This window comes from Marinomonas sp. TI.3.20 (assembly GCF_038155025.1).
GTDB lineage: Bacteria > Pseudomonadota > Gammaproteobacteria > Pseudomonadales > Marinomonadaceae > Marinomonas > Marinomonas flavescens.
The window spans coordinates 1-16,376 of sequence record NZ_JBAKAS010000002.1 but is presented as its reverse complement, the minus strand read 5'-3'; the positions used below and the strand labels follow the sequence as shown (position 1 = coordinate 16,376).

Sequence of the window (16,376 nt, the reverse complement as noted above, 5' to 3'; positions counted from 1 at the left end):
TTACGCCTGTTCATCTGGTAGGCGACTTTCACACAGTGTCATAAATGGGTCATGCCAAAGTTGCGTTAAGTGATAACGGATAAACAGATGTTCTCCATAATTGGTATTTGTCCTAATTTGCAGCACATAGGGTCTATTTGCACCGTTACGTGTTGTTTGTTTCCAACGTAGTTTCAGCTTATCTGCCGCTGAATGAAAAAATGCGTGTTGGGTTTTGATCGGATTTTTCTTACGCCATTGCCACCACCAAGTGTTGGGCGCACAAGTGTTAGTGGCAATGGCATGCAATAAGGCGTATCGACCACTGTGTCGAATGCCAATTCCTGCAACGACTTCAAACATGTTGCACCCTTCTAACTCTGGTGTAAGGTCGTGCCACTGGCCGTCTGCTGGAATGGGCGCTTCAAGTAATTGACTACCGCTGCGCCCCTGAGAGCCAATAACACCTTTAACATCCAGTGTGTGCTTCGGTGTTTCTGTCTGTATACCCACATAACCATCGATTGTCAGCGTTAAGTTAGGGGTAAGTGCTTTGTCTTGGTCTTCCTGTGTAATAGGGGAGAAGGCCTTGAACTGAAGATCCGCTTGCTGCTTGGCAAAACCCATTTGCCAAAGCGGTGTATTGGGGTCGCTTTGTTGATAAAAACTGAAAAGGTGCTGTTGATCCAAAGCCGTTAGCTGTAGACCCGTAGCTGGTGGTTTTACGAAGCCTTCTTCTACTTGATTGACGCATGAGTCAATCAGATCTGCAAAGTGCTCGGCAGATGGCATTGTCCCCTGGCGAAAATAATTTTTTAGTGTGCTTCGATTACGTTTTGCCATGATTAAGTTGTTCCATCGTCTGATGCAGGAGCGATTGTATTGCTTGTGGCTGCATTGTCTGTGTTGATGATAAATTGTTCTCCGACGACCAGTTCACCAATGCCTGCAGGCTCAGGAGGCATAATAGTGTTGTCGGTTGCTATCTGGATGTAATGATGCTCAGCAGGGATCAAAAGGTACCAAGGATATTCCGCTTTTATTGGTTGTTGTGTACTGGCGCTATCTTGTAATGCGTAATGAGTGTGTTGTTGACTGATTTTAAGTACTGATATACCACTGACGTTGGCAACATCTGGTTGTTGGCTGATAAAGGAAGCCAGTTTGCTTAATGATAATTGCCATCCAAGTCCCTGATTCATACTGTTTTCTTGCCAAGGACAAAGCGCACAATGAAGGGCGTAATTCAATTTGCGCAGTGCCAGACCATGATGAACGCCCTCATGAAATGAAACCTGACAACGAACTTGGATTTTTTCATACCCTGGGTTACGAACTTCAATCTGATGCCCTTGACGACTAACAGACTGTAAAATGCTTCGTATGCTGAGTAAGGTGGCAGCGTCCACGGTTTTTGGCTGACAAGGAGAATGTTGACAGTCTGTTTTGCTGGGTGTCACGATTAATAATATATGCCCTGGAATTGGCTCTTTATGTTCAAATTGATGGTTCGAAAAGCAATAGGCAGCCCCGATTTTTTCGAAATTTTCTAGAATTAAATGCTCATAGTCCCATGGCGTAATCGCTTGCCCTTTGTGACGTAATGTTTCGCTAACCCGATTGACCCACTGATCATGTCTTTCTTGTTGGGGCGCTTGTGTCATCGGCGTCAGTTGCGATATTTTCCCGAGATTATGCTGCTTTGGATACGTTTTCCATTCGCTAAATGGAGCGGCAAGAGTTGGTTCACTACGCCCGCTAACTTGCAATACATGGGTCGCGACATGCAGACAATTAGGATAGCGGTTTATACCATGATTGGTGCTTACTTTAAGCCAATATACGCCGTCTGGCATTACCTGATGGGTTGTATTGATATCTTCAGGAATATCCAGTGTGACTAGCCCCGTGGTGAGGAACCCTTGGGTGGTGTCATGAATCATGTTCTGTGGAGGGAGTGCTTTCCATTCATTATTGACAAGGTAATGCCAGTGATAGCTGGTTGATGGATAAGGTGTTAGAAGTTTAGAGCTACCATCAAGTAGAAAAAATAGATTGAGATAACCGGAAAGCTGGGAAGCGGATAAGCCGATACAGAGATGACTATCATGTTGGTAATCGGGTAGTAGCCTAGGGCATTGAAGGCGCATAGCTTCTAAAGGTGGATAGATTTGTGCTTGGCCAAATGGGTGTAGATGTATTATTTGCCCTTGGTGGGCTGGGTCTAGATTAGCAAGGTCGATTTGTACCTGTGCTTGATAATCAACCGAAAAGCGATTAAGAACCGGTGTATAAGGTATATTAGGTAGGGGCGCAGGTTTTTTGGTTTTTGCATTGGCTGTTAAAATTTGGCTGAACAATGGTCCGTAATCACGATGACCAAATGCGTTGTGTGGCCCATTCAATTTTATTTTAAACAATCCATTGCGAATCCCAGATTGCGGGCTAAATGGTGTATTTGGCCAAGCCTGCAAAACCGGTGTAAAAGCCTGCTGCATAGCATCGACTCGAAGCTGACTGCTCTTTTCTAACTGCCCAATTGCTGGTTGAAACAAAGGCTGACTTAATGGGCCAAGTTGCGTCCATAGACCATTATTTAAGACTTCGGTGGTGACTTGAAAGCTGTGGTTTCTAAAAAGGTAGGAATACCCTGCGTAGTGTTGTGTAAACCCATCACTGCCTCTGGGTAGGTCTGCCCAATCCATTTGAAATGTTAGCGATTTTACATGTTTGCGAGCAAGCTCTTCATTGGCAATGACTAAATACGATTCGTCACTTGGTTGAGCGCCAAAGGGTAAAAAAGGTTGGCTTGGGTCAGCTTGCCCATCGTTGTTATAAAGCTGCAAGCGTGTCATGCCAGTGACGTGGCAATGTATATTCACATGTGACCACTCAAAACCTTGAAAAATGGAATAAGGATAACAATTGGTTTGCGCCTTGAGGGTGAGTCTTAATGCTGGATGAGGCAAAGACCATTGCTGACCATGTAGATCTTGTGTCGCTGACGCAGTCGATGAAAATCCTGGGTCGAGTTTCAACGATAATGTGAATCCCATTTGCTGGGATGTTGCTTCATTCATAGGGTGTATTTGAATATCCTTAATGGTTTCCCAGCCTTCCGTAGTGGTAATGTCTACGTTAAATACACCATTAAACAATTGATAAAAAGCGGTTGTTTTAGAATAGGATAGTAAATTTTGAATGGTTTCCAGCGCGACTAGGTCGATAATTTTATTGTCTGCGAGTATTTTTGCGCTGTGGCAAATACTGCCTATGTCATTTTCTGTTAGCCAGTCGTTAGGGCTTAGAATGTGTCGGCAAATTATTTGACCAAAAATGCCAAAAAAGATGTCTTGCTGTTTGCTTTCTTTTAGTCGCGCAGCTTGCTGTAGCTGTTCTGTTTGCTGAAGTAACGTGAGGAAAAATAAGCGATAAATATCATTAAGTTGTTGTACTGGAGAGTGTTCGAGCAGTTGTTGTAATTGATCTGGCTGCAGCTGTTCTACCAGTTGGCTTGCTGAAATCCTTGTATCCACATGGTCAAGGAGGTGGTTATGTATAATGAGTAATTGCTCAAAGAGCGGCGTTAATATTTTACCAATGTCCGACTCTTTATCATGGCGATCTCTGGATTCGCTGAATAGATAGATCTGTTGCTCAATCATTCCTTTGCGAACTTCTTGAAGTTCAAATTGTATGGTGACATCACGTTGGCCTTCAGCCATGGATAAAATAGGATCTGAAATAACCAGTCCCATGGTCTGTATATTCGTATTTCTTGGTACGTCACCTTTTTCAATAGGGGTTCCGAAGATAGGGAAGCTCTGTGATTGTGGAAAATCTGGGCCTTTTGCATCCGCGGCCATCTTAATTTTTCGAGCATTAATACCACAAACGAAACCGGTTTCTCTTTCGGGGGAGGCTTGAGGGTCTCTGTGTAAGGTTAAATTGAAAACATGTGTCACTTCCGCATCGGTCACTATCATCGGATACGTTGCTTGGTAGTTGACTCGTTGAAACTGTGAATTATTGCCAGGACTGAAAATCCCCCCCTTAATGATTTCGGTTGGGGTAGAGCTTGTTTGCGATTGTGACAGTTTTAGATAAACCAGATCGTCGGGCACTTTTTTATAATCTTGTTGTAGAACATCTTGATAGTAAAAGAGTAGATGTCTTTGGGTGAACGTATTGATTTTTTGCTGTGCTCGTTCAAAAAGCTTTAAGAAACTGATGTAAAGCGCTAATTGCGGTGCATGTTCACCTTGTTTCAGAGAAGAGGTAAGTGTGCTTTGGCATGTGTCTTGTAATCGAGTGATGACAAGGTTGATTTTTGAAAAACAAAGTTGTGAGTGATCTGAATGATTTGGTAATGCATGTGGAATTAAAGACAGTTGATCTAGTCCCCAAAGGGGGTCAAATTGGCTAATATCTGGGCGATCCTCAGGTGTGACATTTTCTAATAGCTGTTTAAGAGGGGCTGCAAGGTGAGTTTGAAAAAGATTTAATAAAGTAAATTTTAGTTGATAAGCAATATCAGGTGAACTTGGTAAATGTATATACCATTGATTTAGCTGATGATATAAATGAAGGAGATATTGACGTGTTGAGGCTTCACCCAATTGTTTGGCTTGTTTAAACTGCTGTTTATATTGGTCCAGATTGATACTTAGCACTGTCGCGCTGACAACCAGTTCACTTTGCTCGAACATGCCTCCCCAATGCCCAGCCGCTTGATCGTTTTGATCTCGGTAAGGAACGAGTCTGGCAAATCGTTTGGCCCAAACTAATAATTGTTCAAAGCTTTGTTCGTGAAGCTGAAAAAAATGCGGGGAGAGAGCATTCTTTTTTCGTTGCTGACGCGTTGTCATGGGTTACACATCCTGTCTAGCACGTGTAGGAAGCAGGCTTGGGTTGATTAAGGTTCCTTCCTGTAAATAAAATGGGTAGACCATATTGCTGCGTGTGTTCGTTGTTACAATGAGATATTCAAGCCTAATCATTAATTCGCCTTGATCTACGTTGGGCTGGATATGAATGTCCTGTAAATCAATGCGCGATTCAAAAAATAAAATTGCTTGTTGAATTTCATATTTAATTTCAGTAAATGTTGTTTGAGTAAGTTCAGCAAAAACAAATTTATTGAGTCTACAACCATAGTCAGGACTCATTATTCGTTCTCCAGGAGAAGTAGAGAGAAGGATAGACAAACTTTGTTGAATATCCTCTTCGTCCTGACTTAATGTGACTCGCTGATTTGATGATGCAAATCTGGGTGGAAAAGCCCAGCCTGAACCTAGAAAAACGTTTTGTTTACTCATGTAAATTCCTTTTTCAAAGAGTGGTTATGTCAATAGAGTATTGATGCTTGAAGCATTATCCGCCAATCATTACCGTTGGCTCACCTAACACAATGGTGCCGCCATGGTTGGTGCTGTCACCCATTCTAGCTGCTGGTTTTCCACCAATGAGGACAGTGGCAGATCCTTTCACTATGGTGGAGGGTGGCCCTACACAGGTACACATGTCTCCTACCACAGCAGCAGGAAGATTACCAATGAGAACGGTTGGTACGCCTGGGCCAATCACGGGCCCACCCACATGGGGAATAGGTGGTAACCCTGGCGTGGCCATTGGGCACACATGCATATCAGTTAGTCTCGCTGCAAATGTCATACTTTGTCCTCCATTAATTAATTTTAACTAAGCCACCTTTGATGGTTGTCATGCCAGAGGCCGACAATTCAGCCGTTGCTGAGCCTTTGGCCGAGAGTCCTGTCTGCGCCTCTAGATTGACATTGAGCCCTTGTACTTTGACATCAGCTTGTGCGGTAATGCTAGTATTGTTTGTTGATTTTAAAACTATTTTTCCTTTGGCAGAGAGGGTGATATCTTTTGGGCTATCGAGTGTTATACCGCTATCATCCATTGTAATGGTGTTTTTATTTTGGTCTGAAAGAGTGATCGATTTGCCTTTATCACTGATAGTAATGCTATTGTTTTCAGGTGTGACGATAGTAATCACTTTATCTTCGTCATTAAATTCTACCTTCAATTGACTTTTTGTCACAATCGCTTTGGTGTTGTTCTCTGCTGTTAAATCATAAGGCGAGGTGCGTTGACTGCTGTATAGACTTCCTAACACAATGGGTTGGCTAGGGTCATTATTGATGTAGCCAATAATTACTTCATCGCCTATTTCCGGGATGAAAAAATGACCGCTTTTCTTGGTGGCGTAATAACTGGCAAGTCGTGCCCAAACTAGATTGTTTTCATCGCCCAGGGCGGGCATTTCGATTTGAATTCGGAACTGGGATTCTGGATCTTCGTCCAGTTTGGTGACAAGCCCAATTTGTAGTCCATCGACGGGGGGAAGCCAACCTGCTGCTGCTGGGGCACCAAGGTCACGATGTTCGCTGGACCACATAGGAGACAGTCCTAGATCGACTGTAGTGAGCCATTGCCCGTTTTCTATCTGGTGATGTACTCCGCCAAGATAGTGGGAACCATTGAATCGCTCACCTACACCCGATAGCTTTATGAGTGTATTGATTTTTGCCTTGGCACTCCCTTGAAAAGTGAGTGAGCCGCGGACTTTAGCTAGCATAGATTTTACCCGCTGTCCTTTGGCCCAGCTGTCGAGCATTTCTTGTGTCAGGTTGCCTGATGTTTGTAGGCGATAGTCTTTGATATCTAACACTTTTGCGAGATCACTGTCACTAAAGTTGCCCTGATCTGAAATCGATGTTACTGCTGCTTGTCCTTTGAGTATCTTTTGCTGCCCCGGGTCCCAGCCAATACCTGTTACTTGACTTAGTTGATGACGAGCATCAACTTCTGCCGAAAAATCAATCAAATCGGTCCCATAGGTAACCACTAACGCAGGTTTTTTATCGACGGAGGGGGAGGTGACAGAGAGGCTATTGGATTGGTTACTTACCACAAGTCCATTTGCTTCTGCCCGCGTTAGTAAAAAATCCCAGTCAGTGCAATTAAACTGAACCAATTCATCATGTTTCTCCGAAATACTTTCAACTTTTTCGCTTTTTAACCCGGAGTAGTTGCCAATTAGGTTATTAATAATGTCACTATCTGATTGCTTTAAAAAACTTTGGCTGTTACGAGCCACTGTCATGGCGATGGCCTGATCTTTACAGGTGATATTGAGGGTAGATTGATTGTTGTTAGTAATACGTATGGCATGAGATATAACAAGGCCTTCAAAGATGGTTTTTTCTTCACTTGAATAGCCAGCGCTAATGCTGATTTTGGTTCCAGGTTTAAATGTCTCGCCTTCACTGTTATCAAACGTTTTCTTTGCCATATTGCCATCACTTAATACTAGCTCCGCTGAGGCTATTTGATTGACTTGATAAAATACATGGATGGCAATGATTCCAATCTCACTATTGATGGCACTGCCATTTGCTTTAATAGTAAAAGAGGTTACGCCAGAGATATTTTTTGTTGGAGAGACAGCCATAACTTTCCTTGATTAGATTCTTTGATTAAATTAACGGTGGAAAATAAAGTTTGGTCCCCGGCATTATTTGCCTCACGCTTACTAGTTGATTGGCTCGAGCAACGTCCATGTAGTACGAACTGTCGTTATAAATTTTCTGACATAGCTGAGGAAGAGTGTCGCCGGCTTTAAATTCAACAATATGAGTGAGATCTGGCGAGGAGTTTTTTGCGAGTTTTTCTTTTTCTTTATCTGTTAAATATTCATCAAAACTTAAGCTGACAGTTGCTCTCAAGGGAACACCATAGGAATCAAATAATTGATAGGTGATATCCATGGATGTTAATCGGCCTTTAAAAATCAGCGTTCCCCATGTAATTATTACTGGGTAGGGTTCGTGTTTATCGCCGTAATAATCATATATAACACTTTTTAGTAATTTAAATTGTATCGGGACTGGAATAGTAATCAGTTGATCAACAGCCCCTGTGGCATCTATTATTATTTCAAAGCTCAGCTTCTCACTCTTATAGCCTTTAAGTTCAACTTTTGGTGCCAGGTTGCCTTGTGCTTGACGGTTATTGCATTCGTTATTTGTATACTCGATCCCATACCCTTGTTTCAATGAGTTAGGGTTTAGCATGGCAATATAGACGCCTTCTTGAGATAGGATTTTTAACTTATCCATTGTACTCAACGCTCCCTCTGAGCTTGTTTTAGCTTATTAAAAAGAGTTTTCATTGTCTGAAATTGTTCTCCATCATGAAGCTGTAGCTGAGATTGTTGCGTACATTCATCCGTATTTTTTTGCGGCTTTTCTTGTCCGGAGTCGTTCGTTGTATTTGCTGTGATATTTGACCGAATGGTCATTTGTTTGACTTCAATAGGCATAATTATAATGTTCTTTTGGTGCGGCTATAGCAAAGCTCAATTTCTTCAATCGCCACTTCGTTTTTAGTTGCATGAAATTCATTTACGTTCCATTTAACTGGATAAACATTATGAAACTCCCAAATACGGCACGGTGAGCCATCTGCATCTAAAAGCCGTACGGTGACAGTTTTTGTTTTGATTGGCTTGTTTAATTGTGATTCAAGGGTATTCTGACACCATTTCATTAGGGCTGATTGTGAGTCAGCAATACCTCGTTTAAGAGTGAGGTTACTATATTTGATAAATTGGGGAAGGTGATAGACTAAATTACTACCTCCTTCTTGATATTCTTGTGTTTCTATTTGTGTTTGAATCCCAGTAACTTCTTGAAATGCAGCATCATCCATACTGCCGCCAATCACGATGCTAAAATGGAATGTAGGAAGAGGCCATTGTTCAGACATTTTTATTATTTCTCTTTGGTGTACGGTTTGCTTTTATATCTAGTATTATCGTTTTGCTGAGAACAAACACCAGCCACCGAAAAATAGTGGCTGGTTTTTCCTAAGAAAATTAAACTGAAATCTCTAACCCTTCATGAGCTAATTCAATTGTTTCAACCGCGACTTCATTACCGTCTGACTTTAGATCAGTGCCAGTGACTTTAGTTGGCCATGCATTTGTCAGCTTCCAAGTCATTACTGGGCTCCCTGCTTCGTCTAACAAACTAATGGTAACCGGAGTTCGAGCAATGGTGTTCATTTTGATTTGCGAATACCAGTCATAGAATTTATTGTCTTTCTTAAAAATGCCTTTTTTCAGAGTGACGTTACTGCTTTTAACTATGCCCGGCATTTTTATGGTTGAGAAAACCTTGCTATTACCAGCACGATATTCAATGGGTTGGGTTTCTGTATCAAGTCCCGATATTTCTTGAAACGCAGCTACCATTTTAGCTCCAGCACCTCCTTCCCATTTCACCTCAAAATGGAATTTTGGCATTGGCCATACGGTTTCTGACTGTACTGATCCATCATCTGCCATGGGATTCTCCTATTTAAATGAATTTATCGCCCTAGTTTATCTAGGCGCGTGTGTTAGTGTTTTACGATTTCTGCATTTGTTGTTGGAAGGTGATTTCAATAAACTCAGCTGGACGGCTAATCGCAACGAGTACGGTGATTCGTAAGATTCCTTCTAAGATGTCATCTGACGTCATGGTTTTTCCCAGGCCAACACTAACACTGTAGGCGTCAGCAGGAGCGGCTCCCGCTAAACCACCACGCTTCCATATTCCATATAGAAAACTGCTAATCATGCTTTCCATTGAAACCCAAGTATTGGCAACGTTCGGTTCAAAAACATAGGCTTTTGAAGCTAGTCGGATCGACTCTTCCAGCATAATCATGGTTCGACGTACGTTAACATAGCGCCAGTCTAAACTGTTGCCATCTAATGTTCGCGCTCCCCATACTAGTGTGCCTTCACCGATAAACGGACGAATCGCATTGATTGACTTACCTTGAGTGGTAACGTTCAAATCCTCTTGTTCATCATCGCTAATGTTTATCGTTGGAGAGACGACTGCATTGAGACTGACGTTCGCAGGGGCTTTCCAGACGCCGCGAGCATTATCAACCATGGTATATACACCCGCCATGGCAGATGATGGAGGTAGAATGTTGTGTTGAAATTTTACGTCGGCCAAAATGGTTTTATAAAGAGGGCTGATTGTAGTGAGTATTTTGTTGAGTTGTGCTTGCTCTATACTGGCAAGATCACCAGCTAGTTTCGTGACCTCATCTAGCATTTGCTGCTTTCTTGTCGCTCTAAGTTTATTTCCACCTGTATTTAGTTCTTCTTCGCTTAGCCCTTCTAAATCTTTAAAGCTAAGAGTCACTTCATTGGTGAGTAGCTCTGTAAGTTTGTCCAGATTGCTAATATTGTTAAAGCTGAGTTCTTCATCTTGTACAATAGAGGTATTGAGCCAAGGATAATAGGTGGCTGAATAATCGAGATAATTCGTGCCTAATTTAGAGCGAAAGTTTGCTATGCAGTCTCCATCTGGGTGTTGACGGTCTTTAAAGCCCTCCCAAACATCCAAAATAGCAACGCGGTTTTTCATTTTTCCACCGCAATGACTGAGTACAGCTTGCTGGACGTTTATGCAGTCATCTTCTGCCAGTTGCACGGCTTCTGGAATAACTACCATGGTTGGTTCCTGCTCTTTTATTAACGGTGTAATGCCGCTTTTCAGTGCTTTTCCTGTTATGTCATCTTTATAACTGCCAACGGATACAATATAACAGGGGCCTCCGCCGTTCTGGAAAAAAAACAACATATTGTAATATAAAAAATGGCGGGGATTGTCTTGTTTTATTTGATACGCAACGTCGCCTTGTTGAAATACTTGTCTGGCATCGGCATCTACTTCACTTATTTCAAAAGTATGTAGAGGAGAACCACCAAAATATTGACGAAACTCCGACATGGAAGTAATTCGCCATGGTTGATTTCGAAGGGATTTTCCGCCATTGCTTGCTTGTTCTGTATAGCCTATGAAAGCAGGTACTGCCGTTGCCACTTCGACAACTGAGTTTGGAAAAGCATTTTTTTCGACTATGTATACACCCGGTGTTTTCATGACACCCATAATAAGATCCTTATAGTATGATACGCATCATTACTTTTCTTTAAAAAAAGGAAAAGAAGGGCTATTTAATTCGTTAACAAAAATATACGCCGATGCTAACTATGAATTCAACACATAAACCAATCAAGTAACTTTAATCTTTAAGTAAAGTAATAAAACTAAATTTAGTTGCTACAACGACTTATCTCAAGCAGATAGCTTACTTGAGTTCGTTCAATAAAATAGCTAAATAGTCATTTAAGCAAGAATATAAAGCATAGAAGACGACCTATTTAACAATATTCTTTTTTTTTGCACTTTTTAGGTTGTGATTTTTTTATGTTTTTTTGCGGCTCTTCATGCTACATAAATATGACATAATCTTTGATAGTTGTTTCCCTGGGTAATTAGTTCCATTTGTTTGGGGTCTGCAACGGGAAGTCTTCGAAGGACAGGATGATACTGATTTCTTAATTGAAACGTCATATCGCTACGTTGGTAGATCGGGATGGGTGTTTGAGATATAAATGTCATCACATCGCTTTGGTTATTGATCTTTTCGACTCCTTGAAATTCAAATGAATATGTTTTTTTCGGATCATCAATTTTAAATTGATTTGAATGCTTTAGTGATAGGAAATAGTATTTCCAATAGGTCTCGCAGTGTTCATAAGATAAGGTTATATGTTTGTTAGCCTCATAGTAATAATTAGCAGGAATTTCAATGTTTATGAGCCCGATTAAATTTTGGCTCAATTCATAAGGAGAGATGATTTTTTTTTCGGGATGGTCTAGTAACTCTTCTGGAGATAACCATTGTTTTGGTGTTGCATCTGAATTTTCGGAACGATTGACGACGATATCGAACTCTGCAGTGCAAAGGGATTGTGGTAAAGGGGTATTGGTATAATTTCTAAAATAGGAATCACCACTAAAGACTTTGAATTGTAGGTACTGTGAATTTTTATCACTTGAAGGCGTGTTTAGTTTGTCCGGATCAAAAAAAATACATATCCCCCCAGAGATATTTTTGATAAACATTTGGTTTGTTTCAAGCCATTGTTGCGTGTCAAATGTGGGGATGACGTCTATCTGTTGCGCTATATAAGAAGAAAAGTAGCTATGTCTGATGTTGATCGATAGGTACGGTTGATAATCGGCCATTATACGTCCTTTCTGAATAGGTTTGTATTGGTCTGCCTTAATCGGCCCGTTTGCGTCAGGATTGTTTCACTATTAGGTATCACAGCGCGAATTCTATATACACAAGATGGTAGGTAGTGTGAACCTAGCATTCCCCACATATGGCTAAGCTGCCCGTCGGGGATTGTTTCCATTTCCAACGTCATTTGTTCTATTGTATCGGCTAAGTCAGGTGCATTTTGATGATTAAAAGTTGGATTTCGATGGAAAAAGGCGAATACATGAGACAGTATTTTTAGACCATCTGTATAGTTTGACCCTGTAAAATGTGCGGCTATCACAACTGAAATAGACAGGTATAAAGGCTTGTTTGTAATGACCGCCCGCTGTCCAGGCTGAAATGCTGTCATTTGATGTCCAGGTTTAGAAAAAGTATCACGTTCTAAATTACTGATAAAAATTAATATTTTATTTTCAATGTTTGCCGTGCTATGAGTATCTTTGTCAGAAGGAGGTGAAACTACAACAATATCCTCAGTTAAATCGAAGGATGTCTTGATTGATTCGTTCATTCTGTCGCAAAGATAGTTTAAACAGTCGTCGAGCATGGGGTTATCTTTTCCTTAAATTGCTTGATTACGACCTTTACAGGAATGCTGCGCGTGACAATACAGTTTGAAAAATAGATTGAAAATGCTATGTATAATCCATAAACTTCGCTTTTTCGTCTATTTTTCCTTTACTCACGACTTCGAGAAAAGGTCTTTGATTGTAATCATCGTCCTAACAAAAAATGCACTGTATCATAAATATTAGATACATCAGAGGTAATCGCAAACTGAAGTTGTAATCAATATTGTTATAGAAAACGAAAAACAAGAATGGGCTGCCGTATCCGGCGAAGAAGAGATAGAGCCCTTAAACAAACAGGCAATACTCACTTTATGAATGCTACGATGCCCCAATAAATTATGCAACGCTGGCAAACGATCAATGTTAATTATTACCTGATTTATGCCAAGAGATTTTTTTCTAACCAAAAACTCGAAATATTATTGGTTGAACTGGCGGCTTCAATAATAGTCACGTACACAATGGTGCCTTCTTTGAGGTAAGTTCCTTCGTAAGATAACTATCTATGTACTTACTTTTAACGTGTACCATTATTGAAAATTTCTTCTATATAGCTTTAATTGCCGATGTATTAGAGCTTGCAAAAAATCAGCGTGAGTATCAATAACCTCATGGCTGATTCAGAGATTATCGTGAGTGGTATTCGTATCCACATTGTCCGTAAGGCAATTAAGAACTTGCATCTTGGCGTGTATCCACCTGAAGGTCATGTTCGTGTGGCCGTGCCAGAGCATGTGACAGACGAACGCATTCGCTTAGCGGTAATTGATAAACTAGCCTGGATCAAAAAACAGCAAGCTGACTTTATGGCGCAGCCAAGACAAAGTGCTCGCGAGATGGTGGCGGCTGAGAGCCACTATTTCTTTGGTAAAAGCTATCGCTTAGAAGTGATAGAGCAAGTTGGTAAACATAAGGTTGAGCTGGTGGGTGGTAATAAAATCCGCTTATCAGTCACCGCCAACACCAGTACAGAAAATCGTTTAAAGTTGATGAGCGAATGGTATCGCGAACGGTTAAAGCAGATCACCCCGAAACTAATAGATAAGTGGCAAGCCAAGATGAGCGTTGTTGCTGACGACTGGGGGATTAAGAAAATGAAGACCAAATGGGGGGGGGTTAACATTGAAGCGAAACGCATTTGGTTAAATCTAGATCTTGCTAAAAAGCCCCCTGAGTGCCTTGAATATATTATTGTGCATGAGTTGGTTCACTTGTTAGAGCGTCATCATAATAGCCGTTTTATTGCTTACATGGATGAATTTATGCCGAAGTGGCGACTGCATCGTGAGACCTTGAATCAATCGCCTTTGTCTCATGCCCCCAGCTGCATGACATCGATCCCAGTGTGTATCTGACGGATGTCCTGCAACGAGTAAGCCAGCACCCAGCAAAAGACGTAGCCGACCTGACCCCAAGACGATGGAAACACCTGTTCTCGGACAAACCGTTGAAATCGCCCTTGCTCTGAGTGTCAAGAACGGCGTGAAATGAACGCTAACCGTGTAATGACATTGCTTAAAGCCTCAATAATGATTAGATTTTCATCATAATGCTCTAACAAGTCTTCCATTAGTATTAGGGCTTATTTGTTTTCATCAGAGTTCGCTATACCATTCAGAATTGGCAACTGAGCGACTATCGCTTTGGCCATTTGTGTTATTTCGTTTGTAGCTAACATGTGATTTTCCTATGGTTGCTAGGATAGATTAAGGCAGGGTTGATCTTTAGTTCTTAGATGGTAGCTCGAGAAAAGCTCCATTAATCTGGATAAAATCGTCTAATATCTTCAACGATATCTAGTAAACTCAGGGTGGTCCATTTCGATCTAGGTCTCCTAACGATGATTTATTTTAAATATTTACAAATGAAATCACCGATTGACTCAATATCTGCATCAGGTGTTTTTAAAGTATCATTAATGAAATTGTAATTTTCATTTTGTTTGCTATCATCTATTTTATATAGCAGAGCGATCAACTCTGTATAGGTGAAATTGTTTTCTTTACGTTTAATGAGTTGATGTAAGAAATATTCAAAAGTATTTGTCACTGGAATATAAAAGGCTTTATTTTTAGTGGAATAGTCTAACGTAATTTTTATATCACTATATTTCAGTGTGCTTAAGTGATTAAAAACTCTTATGAAATCTAGGGAAATTATTTTTTTATTTTGACTGTAGAATAATGTGTGTAGCTGTTCAATCTCATTGTCTGATAACCCTTTTTTCATCAGGGCAAGAGCGTGAACATATTTTGATCAGCTTTGCCCCTTCTTACTTATCCTTCTGCCACGACTTTTAAGCCTGCCGCTAGCACCTTATCTAAATACTCTATGTCCATGCTGGCGATTTTCTGTTTGCGTCGAATACTGGCTTTTTTGGTCGTTTCCGCTCGTAACATGTTTACAGCAAAATGTCTCATTGTGGCTAATATTTCGGCCGATTCTCCGTTATAAATTGGGCATTTGTCTTCATTCATAGAAACATCAAGCACCCGTTAGCGTTCATTCTACGCCGTTATTTCATCTCATCTTTTTGCACTCTAAACTGGACTCCGTTTTCATCTTATAACCGATAACGGAGTCCATCTTATGACCAAACCTTATACCCGTCGTTCTTCCTCTGAATGGCAAAAAATCATTGATGATCAAGCCGAGTCCGGTTTATCCGCTCCTCAATACTGCGAACAGCATCAGGCGAGTTACGCCAGTTTTAGTAAATGGCGTCAGCATTTTTCGGGAACTAAAGCCTCGCCAGATTCTAGTCACTCAGACTTTATCGATCTCAGTCAGGTGCCCGACCTCTCAGTCCCTTATTCTGGACGTTGGAACATTACCTTGTGTTTAGGCGATGGCGTTGAACTTCGACTGAGTCGTGACTGATGTTTATGCCGGAGCCTAACGCCAACATTTGGCTGTACACTCAGCCTACCGATATGCGTAAGTCTTATTGTGGCCTGTTAGGGCTGATTAAACAGCAAATCAAAGAAAGTCCTCTCATCGGGTATTTTGTGTTCATTAACCGCCGTAAAACTCAGATGAAAATTCTCTATTTTGACGCCTCTGGGTACTGTATTTGGTGCAAAAGACTGTCGCGGGGGTAGTTCAACTATGCGCAATCAGCGAACGATAAACACGCCCTCAGTACACTCGAATTACAGCATCTATTGGCTGGCATAAAAGTGGAAAAATATCGTCAATTTAAGCGCTACAAACGCGCATTTTAAGGGGGTGGGTGGTATAATCCAACCCCATGAATGACGCCACTTATCAACCTATTTTACCCTTTAAAAACACTGACTTGCTTCACACGAATGAGGTTGAAAAACTGCGATCTCAAGTAGAGGCAATGTCCTCAAGAATCCGACAATACGAAGCCGAAGTGTGGGCGTTAGTTAAAGCGCGAATTATTCGGACCAAAAAGCGAACGCAGAGGCTTACTCACTCCTGAACAACAAGCCCTCGCTGATATTGTTGGCCCGATGCCAGCCGAACCCACGACGCTGGAGGAAGACGCCACGGTCCAGCAGGGAAAACCTGAGCCCGTCAGTGTTCGCGGAAAAGCCCCCAAGTCTCGTAAAGGCAATGAAATTACTATCACAGGGTTGCGTTTTGACGAGTCTATACCGGTTCGTGAAAAGATCATCTTAGCAGACGAAC

General features: G+C 41.3%; 16 protein-coding genes and 3 pseudogenes. 5 read left to right on the top strand and 14 right to left on the bottom strand.

The features are described 5' to 3' along the window. From V6259_RS02585 to V6259_RS02530, 12 genes are all read right to left on the bottom strand, one after another. The gene (locus tag V6259_RS02585; protein WP_341583207.1) at positions 1 to 822 is read right to left on the bottom strand and encodes a hypothetical protein; all 822 of its coding nucleotides are present in this window, start codon (positions 820 to 822) and stop codon (positions 1 to 3) included. Between the two features lie 2 nt (positions 823 to 824). Further along, entirely contained in the window at positions 825 to 4,847 is a 4,023-nt protein-coding gene (locus V6259_RS02580) for a hypothetical protein (RefSeq protein ID WP_341583206.1), read from the bottom strand. A gap of 3 nt (positions 4,848 to 4,850) precedes the next feature. Further along, entirely contained in the window at positions 4,851 to 5,297 is a 447-nt protein-coding gene (locus V6259_RS02575; protein ID WP_341583205.1) for a GPW/gp25 family protein, read from the bottom strand. 55 nt (positions 5,298 to 5,352) lie between these two features. Beyond that, positions 5,353 to 5,652 (bottom strand): PAAR domain-containing protein, encoded by a 300-nt coding sequence (locus V6259_RS02570; RefSeq protein WP_341583204.1) that lies wholly within the window; start codon positions 5,650 to 5,652, stop codon positions 5,353 to 5,355. 13 nt (positions 5,653 to 5,665) lie between these two features. Continuing rightward, positions 5,666 to 7,459: a type VI secretion system tip protein VgrG gene (gene vgrG / locus V6259_RS02565; protein ID WP_341583203.1), complete on the bottom strand. Its 1,794-nt coding sequence runs from the start codon at positions 7,457 to 7,459 to the stop codon at positions 5,666 to 5,668. A 25-nt stretch (positions 7,460 to 7,484) separates the two neighbouring features. After that, complete coding sequence (locus V6259_RS02560) at positions 7,485 to 8,126, bottom strand: CIS tube protein (RefSeq protein WP_341583202.1); 642 nt, start codon at positions 8,124 to 8,126, stop codon at positions 7,485 to 7,487. A 5-nt stretch (positions 8,127 to 8,131) separates the two neighbouring features. Continuing rightward, positions 8,132 to 8,329, bottom strand: coding sequence for a hypothetical protein (locus tag V6259_RS02555; RefSeq protein WP_341583201.1), 198 nt, complete (start codon positions 8,327 to 8,329; stop codon positions 8,132 to 8,134). Between the two features lie 2 nt (positions 8,330 to 8,331). After that, complete coding sequence (locus V6259_RS02550) at positions 8,332 to 8,775, bottom strand: phage tail protein (protein WP_341583200.1); 444 nt, start codon at positions 8,773 to 8,775, stop codon at positions 8,332 to 8,334. A gap of 109 nt (positions 8,776 to 8,884) precedes the next feature. Continuing rightward, positions 8,885 to 9,355 carry a phage tail protein gene (locus V6259_RS02545; protein ID WP_341583199.1) on the bottom strand — a complete coding sequence of 157 codons (471 nt, stop codon included), beginning with the start codon at positions 9,353 to 9,355 and terminating at the stop codon, positions 8,885 to 8,887. 61 nt (positions 9,356 to 9,416) lie between these two features. Continuing rightward, positions 9,417 to 10,964, bottom strand: a complete 1,548-nt coding sequence (locus tag V6259_RS02540) for a phage tail sheath family protein (protein ID WP_341583198.1) — start codon at positions 10,962 to 10,964, stop codon at positions 9,417 to 9,419. A 336-nt stretch (positions 10,965 to 11,300) separates the two neighbouring features. After that, positions 11,301 to 12,107, bottom strand: coding sequence for a hypothetical protein (locus V6259_RS02535; protein ID WP_341583197.1), 807 nt, complete (start codon positions 12,105 to 12,107; stop codon positions 11,301 to 11,303). After that, positions 12,107 to 12,658, bottom strand: coding sequence for a DUF4255 domain-containing protein (locus V6259_RS02530; protein WP_341583196.1), 552 nt, complete (start codon positions 12,656 to 12,658; stop codon positions 12,107 to 12,109). Before V6259_RS02530 ends, V6259_RS02535 begins: the two co-directional genes overlap by 1 nt. Positions 12,659 to 13,330: 672 nt before the next feature. Here V6259_RS02530 and V6259_RS02525 point away from each other — a divergent pair. Both V6259_RS02525 and V6259_RS02520 read left to right on the top strand, forming a co-directional pair. Then, positions 13,331 to 14,074: a M48 family metallopeptidase gene (locus V6259_RS02525; protein ID WP_341583195.1), complete on the top strand. Its 744-nt coding sequence runs from the start codon at positions 13,331 to 13,333 to the stop codon at positions 14,072 to 14,074. After that, positions 14,041 to 14,187: pseudogene (locus tag V6259_RS02520) on the top strand (transposase domain-containing protein); the annotation flags it as partial. The gene V6259_RS02525 and the pseudogene V6259_RS02520, both read left to right, overlap by 34 nt. A 377-nt stretch (positions 14,188 to 14,564) precedes the next feature. Here the strand turns inward: V6259_RS02520 and V6259_RS02515 are convergent. Then, positions 14,565 to 14,948, bottom strand: a complete 384-nt coding sequence (locus V6259_RS02515; RefSeq protein ID WP_341583194.1) for a hypothetical protein — start codon at positions 14,946 to 14,948, stop codon at positions 14,565 to 14,567. A 47-nt stretch (positions 14,949 to 14,995) separates the two neighbouring features. Next, positions 14,996 to 15,211: pseudogene (locus V6259_RS02510) on the bottom strand (transposase); the annotation flags it as partial. 97 nt (positions 15,212 to 15,308) lie between these two features. Here V6259_RS02510 and tnpA point away from each other — a divergent pair. From tnpA to V6259_RS20020, 3 genes and pseudogenes are all read left to right on the top strand, one after another. After that, complete coding sequence (gene tnpA, locus V6259_RS02505) at positions 15,309 to 15,599, top strand: IS66 family insertion sequence element accessory protein TnpA (RefSeq protein WP_341583193.1); 291 nt, start codon at positions 15,309 to 15,311, stop codon at positions 15,597 to 15,599. Continuing rightward, the gene (gene tnpB, locus V6259_RS20025) at positions 15,599 to 15,820 is read left to right on the top strand and encodes an IS66 family insertion sequence element accessory protein TnpB (RefSeq protein ID WP_445928496.1); all 222 of its coding nucleotides are present in this window, start codon (positions 15,599 to 15,601) and stop codon (positions 15,818 to 15,820) included. Before tnpA ends, tnpB begins: the two co-directional genes overlap by 1 nt. A 303-nt stretch (positions 15,821 to 16,123) precedes the next feature. Next, positions 16,124 to 16,376 (top strand): annotated as a pseudogene (locus V6259_RS20020) (hypothetical protein); the annotation flags it as partial.